14 protein-coding genes are annotated in these 15,485 nt (G+C 46.6%); 6 read left to right on the forward strand and 8 right to left on the reverse strand.

What is annotated here, in order from left to right:
• Positions 1-2: 2 nt before the first annotated feature.
• From alc to puuE, 3 genes are all read right to left on the reverse strand, one after another.
• Positions 3-989 carry an allantoicase gene (alc, locus tag AC6I8Y_RS09210; RefSeq protein ID WP_394151377.1) on the reverse strand — a complete coding sequence of 329 codons (987 nt, stop codon included), beginning with the start codon at positions 987-989 and terminating at the stop codon, positions 3-5.
• A gap of 67 nt (positions 990-1,056) precedes the next feature.
• A complete protein-coding gene (uraD, locus tag AC6I8Y_RS09215; protein WP_498019981.1) occupies positions 1,057-1,572 on the reverse strand; it encodes a 2-oxo-4-hydroxy-4-carboxy-5-ureidoimidazoline decarboxylase in 516 nt (171 codons plus the stop codon).
• A 23-nt stretch (positions 1,573-1,595) separates the two neighbouring features.
• Positions 1,596-2,513 carry an allantoinase PuuE gene (puuE, locus tag AC6I8Y_RS09220; RefSeq protein WP_498019982.1) on the reverse strand — a complete coding sequence of 306 codons (918 nt, stop codon included), beginning with the start codon at positions 2,511-2,513 and terminating at the stop codon, positions 1,596-1,598.
• 356 nt (positions 2,514-2,869) lie between these two features.
• Between puuE and uraH the strand changes: the two genes are divergently transcribed.
• The 4 genes from uraH (at position 2,870) to AC6I8Y_RS09240 (ending at position 7,875) form a co-directional block, all read left to right on the forward strand.
• Positions 2,870-3,223 (forward strand): hydroxyisourate hydrolase, encoded by a 354-nt coding sequence (uraH, locus tag AC6I8Y_RS09225; RefSeq protein WP_498019983.1) that lies wholly within the window; start codon positions 2,870-2,872, stop codon positions 3,221-3,223.
• 230 nt (positions 3,224-3,453) lie between these two features.
• Positions 3,454-4,797, forward strand: coding sequence for an NCS2 family permease (locus tag AC6I8Y_RS09230; RefSeq protein WP_498019984.1), 1,344 nt, complete (start codon positions 3,454-3,456; stop codon positions 4,795-4,797).
• A 165-nt stretch (positions 4,798-4,962) separates the two neighbouring features.
• Entirely contained in the window at positions 4,963-6,372 is a 1,410-nt protein-coding gene (locus AC6I8Y_RS09235; RefSeq protein ID WP_252011101.1) for a nucleobase:cation symporter-2 family protein, read from the forward strand.
• Positions 6,373-6,513: 141 nt separating this feature from the next.
• Positions 6,514-7,875 carry an 8-oxoguanine deaminase gene (locus AC6I8Y_RS09240; RefSeq protein ID WP_498019985.1) on the forward strand — a complete coding sequence of 454 codons (1,362 nt, stop codon included), beginning with the start codon at positions 6,514-6,516 and terminating at the stop codon, positions 7,873-7,875.
• 103 nt (positions 7,876-7,978) lie between these two features.
• Here the strand turns inward: AC6I8Y_RS09240 and AC6I8Y_RS09245 are convergent, their stop codons facing one another.
• The 4 genes from AC6I8Y_RS09245 to gcl all read right to left on the reverse strand — a co-directional run bounded on the left by AC6I8Y_RS09245 (position 7,979) and on the right by gcl (position 12,419).
• Positions 7,979-8,593 (reverse strand): TetR/AcrR family transcriptional regulator, encoded by a 615-nt coding sequence (locus AC6I8Y_RS09245; protein WP_498019986.1) that lies wholly within the window; start codon positions 8,591-8,593, stop codon positions 7,979-7,981.
• Between the two features lie 261 nt (positions 8,594-8,854).
• Complete coding sequence (locus tag AC6I8Y_RS09250; RefSeq protein ID WP_498019987.1) at positions 8,855-9,748, reverse strand: 2-hydroxy-3-oxopropionate reductase; 894 nt, start codon at positions 9,746-9,748, stop codon at positions 8,855-8,857.
• A 55-nt stretch (positions 9,749-9,803) separates the two neighbouring features.
• Positions 9,804-10,580 (reverse strand): hydroxypyruvate isomerase, encoded by a 777-nt coding sequence (hyi, locus tag AC6I8Y_RS09255; protein ID WP_498019988.1) that lies wholly within the window; start codon positions 10,578-10,580, stop codon positions 9,804-9,806.
• 51 nt (positions 10,581-10,631) lie between these two features.
• Positions 10,632-12,419 (reverse strand): glyoxylate carboligase, encoded by a 1,788-nt coding sequence (gcl, locus tag AC6I8Y_RS09260; protein WP_498019989.1) that lies wholly within the window; start codon positions 12,417-12,419, stop codon positions 10,632-10,634.
• Positions 12,420-12,730: 311 nt separating this feature from the next.
• Here gcl and aceB point away from each other — a divergent pair, with 311 nt between their 5' ends.
• On the forward strand, positions 12,731-14,347 hold the full coding sequence (gene aceB, locus AC6I8Y_RS09265) for a malate synthase A (RefSeq protein WP_498019990.1): 1,617 nt from the start codon (positions 12,731-12,733) through the stop codon (positions 14,345-14,347).
• Between the two features lie 84 nt (positions 14,348-14,431).
• Positions 14,432-14,869 (forward strand): GlcG/HbpS family heme-binding protein, encoded by a 438-nt coding sequence (locus tag AC6I8Y_RS09270; RefSeq protein WP_498019991.1) that lies wholly within the window; start codon positions 14,432-14,434, stop codon positions 14,867-14,869.
• An 82-nt stretch (positions 14,870-14,951) separates the two neighbouring features.
• Here the strand turns inward: AC6I8Y_RS09270 and AC6I8Y_RS09275 are convergent, their stop codons facing one another.
• Positions 14,952-15,434, reverse strand: a complete 483-nt coding sequence (locus AC6I8Y_RS09275) for a MarR family winged helix-turn-helix transcriptional regulator (protein WP_042472598.1) — start codon at positions 15,432-15,434, stop codon at positions 14,952-14,954.
• Between the last annotated feature and the right edge of the window lie 51 nt (positions 15,435-15,485).

Raw genomic sequence — 15,485 nt, forward strand, 5'->3', positions numbered from 1 at the left:
GTTTAGTCCGCCTTGGTGCCAAATAGGCGCAAGCGACTAACACCGCCGTCAGGGAAGATGTTCAATCGTACATGGGTGATCGGTCCGATCTCATTAACCTCTGATACGAACTCATGAATCGAGTGTGCATTGAGCTTTTGAGACGGTAGCAACTCTTTCCAGAATAAGCTTTGAGTTGCGACCTGATCATCTGTGCCACCCTTCACATAAGCAGCTTGAATCGAGCAGCTGTCAGGGTAATTACCTTTAAAGTGTGCAGTATCAACAACGACTCGACCCACATTACCCGCATGGCCTAGCGCAACGATAACCCAGTCATTACCTGGCGTTCTGCGGCGCGCGGTTTCCCAGCCATCACCCATGTTTTCACCACGACCTGGTCCTAATATGTTGGACTTGTTTCCGTAGTGCTCATCGCTACACGCTAACGCTCTTCCACCATGTTCTACGGCGGCGAGGTCAATTTGCTGCAGCTCGTCGATGGCATCCCAATCGACACTTGGCGTGCCATAGACGCGTAAACGTGCAACACCACCGTCGGGATAGATGTTGAGTCTTACGTGGGTGTAAACTTTGTCACTATCGATCTCACTGATGTGGTGCTGATCTCCAGATAAACTCTGAGAGGGTAGAATTTCTTCCCATTCTTCTGAGTTTGTTGGGTCAACCTCTGGACTATAAATAGCATCAATAGAAGCTGATGGTGGGTAGTTGCCCGTAAAGAAGGACGTATCGATATCAACGCCAGCTATTGTTCCCGCCAAACCTAGTTTAACGATGCAGTAGTCGTAACCTTCTCCACGCTTACGACGACTTTCCCAGCCGTCCATCCACTTACCGTTGTCATCATAGACGTCATCTTTCCATACCGGATCTAATCGGCTGAGCAAGCGGCTCTTATCCGCGAAAAAGTCATCCGTGGCGTAGAGCGCTTCAGCGCCCAATTTGTCATCTGCTAGATTAATGTATTGTTCAATTTTCAAAGACATTTCTTGTCATCCAGTTCAATTATTCAATTAATAATAAAATGAGAGAGATAGCTGCCGTTTCCCTGACTTACATATCTCTTAAGCGAAATAACGCTATCTTGTTGATCTCGTTAAGTGCTGTAACAAACTCAGTTTCACTATCATTGCCTAATCGCATCTCGAACGATTCAAGAATTTGGTAACGATTGGCCCCCTTTACTGCCATGATAAAAGGGAAGTTGAAGCGACTTTTGTATTCGTTGTTGTAGGTGGTAAATTTGGCAAACTCTTCCTCTGAACACTGGTCTATACCGGCACCAGCTTGTTCAGCCGTCGAGGCTGCCGTTAGTTCGCCATTAATAGCGGCGCGCCCTGCCAAATCAGGGTGAGCATTAATCAAATCGAGTTGCTTGGTTTCCGTAGCATTTAACAGTGTCATCGACATTTTCAAATGCAGGCTCTCAATGTGGTCATCATCAGGTTCAATTCCTGAATCAAACACCGATTCTGCAACCCAAGGGCTGTGTTCATAGATATCAGCAAAGCAAGAGACAAACTCGTCTCGAACCATTTCCGTTGGCTTACAGTGTTTAAATTGCGTCATCACTTTGCTCCTTGTGATTGTTATTATTGATTCGGGTCGTATGGATGATGCTCGTGCCAGTGCTTCGCAATATCCACTCTTCGACAAAGCCATACATCTTCATGTTGTTTGACGTAGTCTAAGAAACGTCGAAGAGAAGCGATTCTTCCAGGGCGACCAATCAAACGACAGTGAAGCCCTACTGACATCATCTTAGGTGCGTGTTCGCCCTCTTCGTATAAGGTGTCAAAAGTGTCTTTTAGGTACTGATAGAACTGCTCACCAGAGTTGAAACCTTGTGTGGTAGCAAATCGCATATCGTTAACGTCTAATGTGTACGGAATAACCAACTGTGGTCGACCTGTTTCTGTATGCCAATACGGCAGGTCATCGTCGTAGGCGTCAGAGTCATACAAGAAGCCGCCTTCTTCAGCAACTAAGCGACGAGTGTTAGGACCGGTGCGTCCTGTATACCAGCCAAGTGGTCGTTCACCCGTGATCTCTTTAATGATAGAGATGGCCTTCGTCATGTGATCACGCTCTTGTGATTCATCCATATACTGATAGTCAATCCAACGATAGCCATGACTACATATCTCATGACCCGCTTCCTTCATGGCTTTCGCCACCTCCGGATAACGCTCGACCGCCATCGCTACAGCAAATATCGTTAGAGGGATATCGTATTGTTCGAATAGACGCAGAACACGCCATACACCTGCACGGCTACCATACTCATAGATGGATTCCATGCTGATATGACGCTCACCTTTGATCGGTGCCGCCGATGGAATTTCTGAGAGAAACGCTTCCGACTCATCGTCTCCGTGCAAGACACAACGCTCTCCCCCTTCTTCGTAATTCAATACAAAAGAGACCGCAACTCGCGCGTTGTTCGGCCATTTAGGGTTTGGAGGGTTGGCTCCATAGCCGACGAGGTTACGTGAATAATCCTTATTCATCCACAGACTCCTTAACCATCTGAATGAACCTGCCACCGCAAGTTCATGACTCATTTCGTTAACTTAATTGTATACAATAATTTATCTTAATGTAAAGATTTTGTTTGTTGAATTATTTTCTACATTTAATGCAAATAAAATCAATAATTTAAAGTCAAAAACCTCTAGCCTAGCTACATTTTAGTGCGCTTTGCACCATCACAAAGCAGAGAATTAATTCAACATACTTGTAACGTAAAACTTTACTAATCGATTTAATTGTGTACATATTAATATCAATAAAGTTCTTGATACGACCTCGTTGTATACAAGATTGAATCAGCTAATCAAGGAGCGTACCTAGGTACGAAAGCAATATGGGAAGACTGACTACACATGTTTTGGATACGACCAACGGTGTTCCAGGTGCAGAGATTCGATTAGAGCTATTTCGAGTAGAAGGAAACGACATCCAGTTCATCAAAGAAGTAGTAACTAACTCAGACGGACGCACCGACACCCCTATCCTAGAGGGTGAACAGTTTCTGTCTGGCAAGTATCAGCTGGTGTTTCATGTCGCCTCCTACTATCAAGCTAAAGGGGTTGAACTCGACGATGTACCATTCTTAGACGACGTTGTGATTCGATTTGGCCTCAATGATGAAGACGCTCACTATCACGTTCCACTGTTGGTCTCGCCATACAGTTTCTCGACATACCGAGGCAGTTAGCTCGGTGTTCACCATCTCTTAGAAGTTGTCACATGCAGCTTTAAATGAGCCGCGCGTTATCGCGCATCACCAACAAATTGAAATGAACCACCTCAAGTGAGGAATGGCTCTTAACTCGTTCTTTTGGGTACGCGTCGAGTCATGGGAACTGCTGTTTTCAATTTAAGGATAAGCAATAGAAATTTTACCCACTCAACTAAACAGGGTAATGCGAAAAGGACTTACTCAAAATGAATGAAACCAAAGCAGAAGTGCTCAATGAAGCATCCCAAAACAGCCTCTTAGAGCGCTTTTTTAAGATAAAACAACATGGTTCTAGCGTTAAAAATGAATTAATAGGTGGCGTCACTACCTTCGCTACTATGGCGTATATCATCTTTGTTAACCCTAGCATCATGGCTGCTTCCGGAATGGACCAAGGCGCCGTCTTTGTTGCGACATGTATCGGTGCAGCCATCGGCTGTTTACTCATGGGACTGTTCGCGAACTGGCCAGTAGGCTTAGCACCTGGTATGGGGCTTAATGCTTTTTTCTCTTTTACTGTTGTCAGTGAGATGGGCTATAGCTGGGAAGTCGCACTCGGGGCAGTGTTTATTTCAGGTGTACTCTTCGTGGGTATGAGTTTCTACAAGATACGACAGTGGATCATTGAGAGTATTCCTGAAAGTTTACGCTACTCGATGACGGCAGGTGTCGGTCTCTTCTTGGGTCTTATCGGCCTGAAAACCGCAGGTATTGTTGTTGAAAACCCAGCAACATTGGTCTCTCTAGGTGACTTCACTAAGCCCGATGCGCTGTTAGCAGCTATTGCCTTCTTGATTATCGCGGTGCTCAGCGAGCGTCGCGTGTTCGGAGCGGTATTGATCGGTATTCTGAGCGTCACTATTGTTGGCATGATGTTGGGACTTGTTCAATATAATGGCTTCTTCTCTGCACCACCAAGCATCGCTCCAACCTTTTTGGCGATGGACATTTCAGGCGCACTTAACGTTTCTATGGTCAGTGTGATTCTTGCTTTCCTTTTTGTGAACATGTTTGACACAGCAGGTACTCTGATGGGTGTCGCTGAACGAGCTCACCTAATCAACAAAGAGACAGGCAAAATTGAAGGATTGAGTAAGGCACTTAAAGCCGACAGTATTTCTAGTGTTGCCGGCGCATGTGTGGGTTGTCCACCTGTGACCAGTTATGTAGAAAGCGCGGCGGGTGTAGCAGCAGGTGCTAGAACCGGACTATCCGCGATTGTCGTTGCTGCCCTATTCCTTGCGGCAATCTTCCTTTCTCCATTGGCCGGTATGATCCCATCTTACGCTACCGCTGGCGCTCTTATCTACGTCGCGTTCGTTATGATGAGCAGTATGCAGCACGTCGATTGGAAAGACTTTACCAATGGTGCCCCAGCAGCCATTACAGCGCTAATGATGCCGCTTACTTTCTCTATCGCTAATGGTATCGCCCTTGGTTTTATCACTTACACCGTTCTTAAAGTTGCAACGGGTAAAACCAAAGACGTATCTATTTCAATGTACCTACTCAGCGCCATTTTCGTCGCCAAACTGGTATTCATTGGCTAAACCAATCTCAAGCGGTAATCGTGCTTAACGGTTACTGCTTGCTTTCATACCTGTCGTTTAGGTCAGCGCAAATGACGAGCAGGATAACTATCACTACGCAGTTTGTAGAAGTCACCATGTCACCACCAAGGAAGAGTCGATTCATCGCTCTCTAAAGGAATAAGTATGAAACTTCTGTACACCCTGAATCAAAAACCGCCTCACGGCATGACCTTTTTACTGGCCGTCCAACATATGCTGGCCTCTATCGGTGGTATCGTCGCTGTACCACTCATTGTTGGCGCCTCCATTGGCTTACCGAATGACGAAATCGTCTCACTCATTAATGCCGCCCTACTTGCATCTGGTATCGTCACCATCGCTCAATGCGTCGGTTTCGGTCCTATCGGAATTAAGCTACCTGTTGTTATGGGATCAAGCTTTGCCTTTCTTGGCGTTGCTATCTCCATCGGAAAAGACTCTGGCGTATCAGGCATTATGGGGGCTGCCTTGGTTGGCTCGTTTGTCGTCATATTGGCGAGCTTCTACATGGACAAAGTACGCAAACTCTTTCCAACGGTTGTGAGTGGTGTTGTGGTTACCTTGATCGGACTGACCATACTCCCCGTTGCCATGAACTGGGTTGGTGATGCCCCCGCCGTTAGCAGTGAGTTTGCCACCTTGCCTAAACTGTTTCTTGCCGCTGTATCACTTGGCATTGTGATTGCGGTGTCTGTTTATTGTAAAGGTGCAGTTGCGGCTTCTGCTATTGTCATTGGCCTTGCAGGTGGATACATCGTCGCTCTTTCCATGGGTATGGTCGACCTCAACCAAATAAGCACGGCGGCATGGGTAGGCGGTCCAGAGCCATTTAAGTATGGCCTCACGTTTTCAGCCAGCGCCATTGTCAGTATGAGTTTGGTTTATATTGTTGTCATCGCGGAAGCAACGGGTGACTTTATGGCACTCGCAAACAACTGTCACACTAAAATCGATGGTAAAGACCTCAAGCGCGGATTGCTTGGCGATGGCCTGGGCAGCACGCTAGCATCCTGTTTAACGGCAATGCCGTTGGCATCATTCAGTCAAAACGTGGGCATCGTTGGCATTACCGGTGTCGCTAGCCGTTACGTTGTAGCAGCAACGGGTGGATTACTCATCTTGGGCGGATTGTTTCCGAAATTGGCGGCCATTGCAGTCACAATCCCAAAACCAGTATTAGGTGGTGTAGGTTTTGTCATGTTTGGCATGATAGCTTACGCGGGTATTCGTATGCTCATTAAAGCGGCTGATACTAAACGTAACGCCCTCGTCATCTGCGTTGGTTTGGCATCAGGTCTGGCGGTCACGTTTGAACCTCGCTTGCTTCAACACTTCCCTCATGAGCTCTCGAATTTCCTTCATTCAGGGATTACTACCGGAACGATCGTTACCGTGCTTTTGCATCAGTTCTTACCAAAATCAAGCAAGCTTGAAGAGCAAGAAGCGCACGAAGAGAGCCGCGCTATGGTTAAGCAAGAAATTCATGAGCTTCAGCAACAAGAAGAAAACCAAGAAGTATCACAGACAGAGCTGTCTGCAAAAGGCAATAATTAACGCTTACTAACAACAAAGTGGCTATAACCCTTGTGCTCAAATACATGGCTTAATCAATGATATAGAGCACTTTTCATCAACTAAAAACTCAAAAAAGACCCTCTTCCCTGAAAAGGCTGAGATGGCTAAGGATTATTATGAATGGAAACCGTATGGATTAAGAATCCACTTGCTATTTACACTGGCACTTCAGAAGACGCTGGCGGCGGTATCGTCGTAATGGGCAGTCGAATTGTCGAGCTAGTAGCAAGCAACCAAGAACCCACCACAACCATTACTTCAGTTATCGACGCGTCACAACATGTCGTCACTCCAGGGCTTGTCAATGCCCATCATCACTTTTATCAAACGCTAACCAGAGCTTACCCCGATGCACTTAACAAAGAGCTGTTTCATTGGTTGAAAAGCTTGTATCCAGTATGGGCAAATCTCGACCAAGAGATGATGAGTGTCGCCACCGAACTGGCACTCGTTGAGCTATTGCTCTCGGGTTGTACGACAGCCTCGGATCATCACTATTTAATCCCTACAGGGCTTGAGCATGCGATAGATTTGCAAGTTGAAGCCGCGCAAAAGCTTGGGATACGATCCATATTTACTCGCGGCTCGATGAGTTTAGGGGAAGATGATGGCGGACTGCCACCGCGTCACACAATACAAACGGAACAGGTCATCGTTGACGACAGCTTACGCTTGATCAATAGCTATCATCAACGAGAGGATGGCGCGATGACTCAAATCGCCCTCGCGCCTTGTTCCCCATTTTCTGTGACCACGGATTTAATGAAAGAAACGGCGCGAATTGCCAAAAATGAATCGGTGATGACGCACACACATCTCTGCGAAACGTTGGACGAGGAAGATTTCTGTCTTGAGAAATTTGGTATGCGTCCGGTAGATTACCTAGAGGACGTAGGTTGGCTTAATGAGCGCACCTGGTTAGCTCACGGTATCCATTTTAACAGTGAAGAGATCCGCAGACTTGGTAAAGCAGAGGTAGGAATAAGTCACTGCCCTACTTCTAATATGATGCTAGCTTCCGGTATCTGTAAAAATAACGAGCTTGAGAAAGCTGGCGTGAAAGTAGGCTTGGGTGTAGACGGTTCAGCCTCCAACGACGGTTCCAACCTAATAGCGGAAGTTCGTATGGCGATGTATTTGCAACGCCTTCGCTATGGCTCTAACAACGTAACGCACTTTGACGCGCTTCGCTGGGCTACGTCAGGTTCTGCTCGCGCTATGGGCCGCACAGATATAGGCGAACTCGCTGTCGGCAAGCAAGCGGACGTCGCTATGTTTAAGCTCGATGACATTCGTTTTTCTGGCAGTCACGATCCACTCGCTGCTCTTCTATTGTGTGGAGCTCAACAGGCAGACCGAGTGATGGTGGCTGGTCAATGGCGAGTTCACGATGGTGCTGTCATGGGCGTGGATATGCCACAGCTCATTGAGCGCCATAAAGCCGCCGCACTTCGCTTAAGACAAAAAGCACTAAGTATGTAGCTTACTCATAGAGTTAAAACGATAAATATAAGGACACCGCTGCTCCTATTCTATTCACACCAATAGAGCAGCTGTGTATCACTATTTCCTTTCAAACATGAGCTTATACCCGACTCTTTACACCACACCCTTGAATCACCATCTTGGTCAGAAACGCTGCAGCTTCATCAAAATCACTGTCTGTTAACTCTGGCTTATCCATTACACTGCAGATCTGCCAACTAAAATCGGCGTAGGTTTGAGTTGCAGACCATATGGCAAACATCAAATGATGTGGTGGCACATCGTCCATTAACCCCTGCTCTGCCCAGTTCGCAAACTTTTCTAATATGAGCTGTGACTGTTGAAATAGTTTAGTTCGAATACCCTCGGGCAGCACTTTGGCTCCAGACATCACTTCACTGGCGAACACGCGAGATGCGTGAGGGTGATCTCTGGAAATCATGAGTTTTGTTCGAATGTACTGTGTGAGTGCTTCAACAGGGTCATCAAGCTCTTCAATAGGCAATGATGCTTCTAGCAGCGGCTGGGTTACGGTTTCAAGAACCGCATAGTACAACTTATCTTTTGAACTGAAGTAATAGAACACATTAGGTTTAGGAATGTCTGCCGCCTTAGCGATATCTACCATCTTGGTGGCAGCATAGCCATGTGTAGCAAACTGCTCACTGGCGACTTCAATGATAAGATCTTGATTCTTCCGTCTAATGCGCGACATGCTTGTCCTTACTGTCGTTACTCATGCTTGGTTCATCTTAATGAATTTAAACACTAAGTACAAAGCGTGAGGTGTTGAATTCTGAGCAAGCGCAAGAGATAAAAAATCCCGAAGCCAATACGCTCTACGCCTGGTTATTGAAGTTTGAAGCCGAAAACTTCTGCGCAGTTTGTATAACTTCGGGAACGCGTATAAAAGGAGACAAAACTACGCGATTTATGCGGAAACTAAAGGTAACAGTGGCCTCTAACTAAATGAGATTCAATCATTGCGAATCGAGTGACTAGAACGCATTTCAAGCGCTTTAATTAGCGCGGAATGGTCCCAATTCTCACCACCTTGGTCAGCACACTCGTCAAACAAGTTCTGTGCATTTTCTGTATTTGGCAACGCAACACCCAACTCTTTTGCGCCAGTTAAGGCTAGGTTGAGATCCTTCTGGTGAAGCGCAATCTTAAAGCCAGGATTGAAACTGCCTTCGATCATTCTCTCTCCGTGTACTTCGAGTATCTTTGAGCTCGCAAAGCCTCCGAGCAGTGCCTGACGCACACGTGCAGGATCAGCACCAGCCTTCGATGCAAATACCAATGCCTCTGATACCGCTTCAATATTAAGTGCTACGATAATCTGGTTGGCGACTTTACAAGTTTGTCCTGCCCCGCTATCACCCACCAGCGTGATGTTTTTGCCTAACACTTCAAACAATGGTCTAGCTGTATCAAACGCCTTCTGTTCACCACCCACCATAATGCTGAGTGTCGCGTTCACCGCTCCAACTTCTCCGCCCGACACCGGAGCATCGAGGTACTGAGCACCACTTTCTTTGATACGCTTAGCAAATGACTGAGTAGCCATCGGCGAGATAGAACTCATGTCAATAACCAGCTTGCTGTTACCGTTTGCTAAACCTTGTTCAACACCGTCAGCGTCAAACAGCACTTCTTCAACTTGCGGAGTATTAGGCAACATTAGAATCGTAACATCTGCGATTTTCGTAGCCTCTTTTGGCGAATGACAAACGGTCGCTCCACGGGTCACTAGCTCTGCAGGAGGCGGTGTAAAGTGATCAGATAACACCAACTCATAGCCCGCGCTCTGTAGGTTTTTAGCCATAGGCAGACCCATGATTCCCGTACCGATAAATGCAACTTTCATAGAATATTCTCCTTAATGTTCCTCGTTCCTGACAACCTAATAATTTAAAATTCAGCTACTGAAATTTGTGCAGCCATGAGAGGCCTTGATGTGTGCTCGCCTTTGGTTTGTACTCACATCCAACCCAACCTTGATAACCAAGTTCTTCGATATACGGTAGTAAGAAGTCATAGTTGATTTCCCCTGTACCCGGCTCATGACGTCCTGGGTTATCCGCCAGTTGAATGTGTGCAATACTCGCAAGATTCTTTGATATCGTGGGTGCCAAGTCACCTTCCATAATCTGCATATGGTAGATATCGTACTGAAGAAACAAATTGTCGCTTCCCACTTCCTCAATCACAGACTGGGCTTGTTCGGTGGTGTTCAAAAAGAATCCGGGAATATCTCTGGTATTGATGGCTTCAATTACCAACTTAATGCCGGAGGCACGAAGCTGCTGCGCCGCATAGCGAAGATTGATGACTAACGTTGTGTGTGCATCCTGCGTGGTCACTCCTTCGGGTACAATCCCAGCAAGGCAATTCACTTGAGTGTTTCCCAAGACCTTTGCGTAGTCGATTGCAGTAGCGACGCCGCGTTGAAACTCCTCAATGCGATTTGGGTCAACAGCGATGCCTCGATCTCCGCGTTCCCAATCGCCAGCAGGCAAATTAAAAAGGACTTGCTCTATCCGATTCTCCTGTAACTTTTCCTTGATCGCTTGCGCACTAAACTCATAAGGGAATAGGTACTCGACCCCCTGAAATCCAGCCTGCGCGGCTTGTTCAAAACGTTCTAAAAAGTCGAACTCGGTAAACAGCATCGACAAATTGGCAGCGAACTTTGGCATTTGACTCTCCTTGATAACCTTAAATTGAAAACACTATTGCTGTTGTGAGTGCTATTGCTGTTGTGGGTTAAGGTGTGCCATCGCCGTCGGGGCATCACTATCAGTGTCTGCGAGCGGCTCAAACTCATTAATGGCATTGATCTCAGTACCCATGGATATATTGGTCACGCGCTCCAGAATCACTTCAACCACGACGGGCACTCTGTGCGCCGCCATCAATGCTCGCGCCTCAGAAAATGCACTTTGAATATTGGAAGGATCGGTAACGCGAATCGCCTTACAACCCAATCCTTCAACGACCTTCACATGGTCGACGCCATAGCCTTCAACCTCCGGCGAATTCTGGTTTTCAAATGCCAATTGCACACAGTAGTCAATGTCAAATTGGCGCTGGGCTTGACGAATGAGGCCTAGGTAAGAGTTATTCACGACTACGTGTATGTAAGGAAGATTAAACTGAGCCCCAACCGCCAACTCTTCAATCATGAATTGGAAGTCGTAGTCACCAGAGATGGCCACCACATCACGTTGCGGGTCGGCGACTTTCACACCAAGGGCAGCAGGTATCGTCCAACCTAATGGGCCTGCCTGTCCGCAGTTAATCCAATGTCTTGGTTTATAGACATGGAGGAACTGAGCCGCCGCGATTTGCGATAGCCCAATCGTGCTGACGTAGCATGTCTCTGGACCAAATGCCTTGTTCATTTCTTCATAAACGCGCATTGGTTTAATAGGAGTGTCGGTAAAGTGGGTTTTGCGAAGCATGGTTGCTTTGCGTTGCTGACATGTGCCTACCCATTGAGCTCTATCAGGTAGCAGATCTTTCGCAGCTCGCTCTTTCGCCACCTCTACCATTAACTCTAGTGCCGCTTTAGCGTCTGAAACAATGCCAAGATCAGGGCAGAACACTCGACCAATCTGTGTGGGTTCAATATCAATATGAACGAACTTTCGACCTTGGGTATAGACGTCGAGCGAACCGGTGTGTCGATTAGCGAATCGATTTCCGACACCAAATACAAAGTCGGAATCAAGTAAGGTTTCATTACCGTAGCGGTGCGCCGTTTGCAGACCTACCATGCCAGCCATTAGCTCGTGGTCGTCAGGAATAGAACCCCACCCCATCAAAGTCGGGATAACGGGTACCCCAGTGATTTCCGCAAATTGCTGAAGCAACTCAGAAGCCCCTGCGTTAATGACACCACCACCAGAAACAATGACCGGCTTTTCCGCAGCACTTAACATATCGAGCGCTTTCTCTATTTGCTCACGACTTGCTGACGGCTTATAAGCATCCAAGGGTTCGTAAGTATCAATATCAAACTCAATTTCTGCCAACTGCACATCGAGTGGCAAATCAATCAATACTGGACCCGGACGTCCCGAGCGCATGATATGAAACGCCTTTTGAAACGCACGCGGTACTTGAGCGGGTTCTAATACGGTCGTCGCCCATTTAGTGACAGGCTTGGCAATTGACTCTATATCAACCGCTTGAAAATCTTCTTTATGAAGACGAGCTCGCGGCGCTTGGCCTGTAATACATAAAATAGGGATCGAGTCCGCCGATGCGGAATAAAGGCCAGTGATCATATCCGTACCAGCAGGACCCGATGTTCCTATACATACTCCAATGCTATCTTGTTCTGTGCGTGTAAATCCTTCTGCCATGTGGGAAGCACCCTCGACGTGGCGGGCGAGTACATGCTCAATGCCACCCAGTGCCTTCATTGCCGCGTACATAGGATTGATTGCCGCCCCTGGGACACCAAACGCAATGTGAACCCCTTCTTTTTTTAGTACTGCTACTGCTGCTTCTATTGCTTTCATTCTTGCCATTCCAACCCCTCCACTAGATTGTGTACAATTTTCGATCACTTTGTGTACTATGAACCAAAATGGAGCATTGGCAAGCAATAATTTCACAATTCATTCACATAGAGCAGATGCACTAAGCAACCACTAACCCCATAAACACTGAAAACAAATACTTTACATAAACTATCTTTACGTAAAAATAATTTTCAAATTTCTCTTCGTTAAATTAATGATAAATAGTCTTTGATCATTTGTATTTTTTCTCATATAAGTAGATATGCAATACAGTTTTGTATACAAACAATAAAAATATTGTATAAAGGAGACAGGTAATGACCGTAATCGAAGGAACGAAAATCGCATCGGCGAATCAATTGAATATCATCGGCTCAATATGCAACAGTGACTACGAATCAATATTAAGCAAAGAGGCGTTGGCTTTCCTCAATGCGCTAGTCAATCAATTCAGCAGCCGAAGAGACGCGTTGTTAAAGCAGAGAGAAATCAAACAAGCCGCTTTTGATGCTGGAGAATTACCTGACTTTCGCACAGACACGCAATCAATTCGGGACGACAAAAACTGGCGAGTGCGTCCGATTCCAGAACCGTTGCTGGATCGCCGTGTCGAGATTACCGGTCCTGTAGACCGTAAGATGGTGATAAACGCACTAAACTCTGGTGCTAAAGTATTCATGTGTTGTTTTGAAGACGCGTCTGCGCCGACCTGGAGCAATATGGTTGATGGCCAAATAAACCTAAGAGATGCCAATCAAGGTACTATCAGCCATTATGATGAAAATAAAGACAAGCACTACACGCTGAATGCAAACCCTGCATTGCTTATCGCTCGCCCTAGGGGGCTTCACCTACCTGAAAAATCGATTCTTATTAATGGCCAGCCTATCGCCGGGTGTTTGATGGACTTCGCGCTGTACTTCTTCCATAACTACCAATCACGTGCAGACAGAGGTCTCGGCGTTTATTACTACATTCCAAAGCTAGAGAGTATGGAAGAGGCTAAGTGGTGGGATGATGTATTCTCCTTCACTGAAAACTACTTTAGTGTACCAACAGGGACGATTCGAGCGACGGTACTCATCGAGACGTTGCCCGCTGTATTTCAAATGGATGAAATCCTGTATGCAATGAAAGACCATATTGTTGCCATGAACTGCGGTCGTTGGGATTACATCTTTAGCTACATCAAAACCCTAAAGAATCATAAAGATCGTATCCTGCCCGATCGCCACGGTGTAGGCATGGATAAAGCTTTCCTCAATGCGTACAGCCAACTTCTGGTTAAAACGTGCCACGCTCGAGGTGCACTGGCGATGGGTGGCATGTCTGCGTTTATCCCAGCGAAAGATCCGCAAGAAATGGCACGCGTTAAAGCAAAAGTTATTGAAGACAAGCAACGTGAGTCCCAAAACGGTCATGATGGCACTTGGGTCGCGCACCCTGCACTTGTCGACTTGGCAATGTCTACCTTTGATAAGCATCTTGGTGGCAAAACGAATCAGCTCGACTTTGTTAGTCCGGACACTGAGATTACTGCTGAAACCCTGCTAAAACCATGTGATGGAACTCGCGATGAAGCGGGCGTTCGCAAGAACATACGTATCGCGCTTTACTACATTGAAGCATGGATCCAAGGTCACGGCTGCGTGCCTATTTACGGATTGATGGAAGATGCCGCGACGGCAGAGATCTCTCGAGCCAATATCTGGCAATGGATACATCATGGTGTCACGCTCGATGACGGTCAGGTATTTACTGCCGAACTCTTTCACACTTGGCTCTACGAAGAGCTTAATACTATTCAACAGGAAGTGGGTGATACTCGTTACTTTGCTGGACGCTTTGACGAAACCGCTGACCTTTTCTACGAGCTGTCTACATCGAAACAGTTTGCTAGCTTCCTGACCCTTCCAAGCTATTCCCTTCTATAGGTTTTGCCGTTTAGCCAACGTAAACAACGTTGGCTAATCCTCCTAGAAGATTTAGCGCAAGCGACTAGACGACGAGGAAACAACATGGGAAGTTTAACTCTTAACCAAGCACTTACTATTATTGACGCCACCTTCCAGGCAGGAAAAACCGACGAATGCGCGCCGTTAACTGCAGCGGTTCTCGATAGCGGTGGCAAGCTCATCTCTCTTCAGCGCCAAGATGGTTCGAGTATGATGAGACCCGATATTGCCATCGCAAAGGCATGGGGAGCGCTAGCGCTTGGTTGCTCGTCTAGGAAATTAGCACAAGATGCCGATGCAAGACCTGCGTTTATCTCAGCAGTCAATGTATTGGCACATGGAAATATGGTACCAGTACCAGGAGGTTTGCTCATTCGGGACAAAGAGCAACAGGTGATCGGTGCAATTGGCGTGAGTGGAGATCTCTCCGATGCTGACGAACGCTGCGCATTGATAGGTATTGCTGCTGCCGATCTATTTAGTGATGAGCTAGCCGCATAACGGATGTACCTCTTCGTTTCCTAGACAGGCACGAGCGCTATTCTAGGAAACGAGGCACAACCACTATTTCTCTTGACCGAAACTACTCGTATTGACTTAACCACACCTTCAGTAACTGATTTGCCTGCTTTTTTTGTGCAGACGTCATAGATTTAACGAGACTTTTTTGCACATCCGCATGCTCTTCAATCAACTTATCAATCAGTATGAGTCCATCTTTGGTGAGTTGCACGGTAACGCTACGACGGTCCTCTTTACTGTGCTCGCGCAAAATAAGGCCCTTAGTTTCAAGCTTATCAAGGCGGTTTGTCATTGCACCCGAGGTCAACATCATGGTGTCAATAAGTTCTGATGGTGTTAATCGATATGGTTTACCACTACGACGTAGCGTCGCAAGTACGTCAAACTCGCCAAGTTTTAAGTCATACTTCTTATGCAAATCAGCAACTTTCGTTTCCATGTACTTAGCGATCCGCATGAGTCGTCCCATCATCGCCATTGGGTCGGTATCCAACTCTGGCTTCTGTTTTGCCCACTGCTCGACCACTCGATCAATCGCATCCATTCCAATAATTTCCCACTGTCTTATGTCTATTCAAACTAGCTTAACATAAAG

The sequence above is a fragment of the Vibrio sp. KUL78 genome, from assembly GCF_059725505.1.

Excerpts from the sequence above, each read along its gene's own strand:
- alc (WP_394151377.1), bottom strand. The coding sequence starts at position 989 with ATGTCTTTGAAAATTGAACAATACATTAATCTAGCAGATGACAAATTG.
- uraD (WP_498019981.1), bottom strand. The coding sequence starts at position 1,572 with ATGACGCAATTTAAACACTGTAAGCCAACGGAAATGGTTCGAGACGAG.
- puuE (WP_498019982.1), bottom strand. The coding sequence starts at position 2,513 with ATGAATAAGGATTATTCACGTAACCTCGTCGGCTATGGAGCCAACCCT.
- uraH (WP_498019983.1), top strand. The coding sequence starts at position 2,870 with ATGGGAAGACTGACTACACATGTTTTGGATACGACCAACGGTGTTCCA.
- AC6I8Y_RS09230 (WP_498019984.1), top strand. The coding sequence starts at position 3,454 with ATGAATGAAACCAAAGCAGAAGTGCTCAATGAAGCATCCCAAAACAGC.
- AC6I8Y_RS09235 (WP_252011101.1), top strand. The coding sequence starts at position 4,963 with ATGAAACTTCTGTACACCCTGAATCAAAAACCGCCTCACGGCATGACC.
- AC6I8Y_RS09240 (WP_498019985.1), top strand. The coding sequence starts at position 6,514 with ATGGAAACCGTATGGATTAAGAATCCACTTGCTATTTACACTGGCACT.
- AC6I8Y_RS09245 (WP_498019986.1), bottom strand. The coding sequence starts at position 8,593 with ATGTCGCGCATTAGACGGAAGAATCAAGATCTTATCATTGAAGTCGCC.
- AC6I8Y_RS09250 (WP_498019987.1), bottom strand. The coding sequence starts at position 9,748 with ATGAAAGTTGCATTTATCGGTACGGGAATCATGGGTCTGCCTATGGCT.
- hyi (WP_498019988.1), bottom strand. The coding sequence starts at position 10,580 with ATGCCAAAGTTCGCTGCCAATTTGTCGATGCTGTTTACCGAGTTCGAC.
- gcl (WP_498019989.1), bottom strand. The coding sequence starts at position 12,419 with ATGGCAAGAATGAAAGCAATAGAAGCAGCAGTAGCAGTACTAAAAAAA.
- aceB (WP_498019990.1), top strand. The coding sequence starts at position 12,731 with ATGACCGTAATCGAAGGAACGAAAATCGCATCGGCGAATCAATTGAAT.
- AC6I8Y_RS09270 (WP_498019991.1), top strand. The coding sequence starts at position 14,432 with ATGGGAAGTTTAACTCTTAACCAAGCACTTACTATTATTGACGCCACC.
- AC6I8Y_RS09275 (WP_042472598.1), bottom strand. The coding sequence starts at position 15,434 with ATGGATGCGATTGATCGAGTGGTCGAGCAGTGGGCAAAACAGAAGCCA.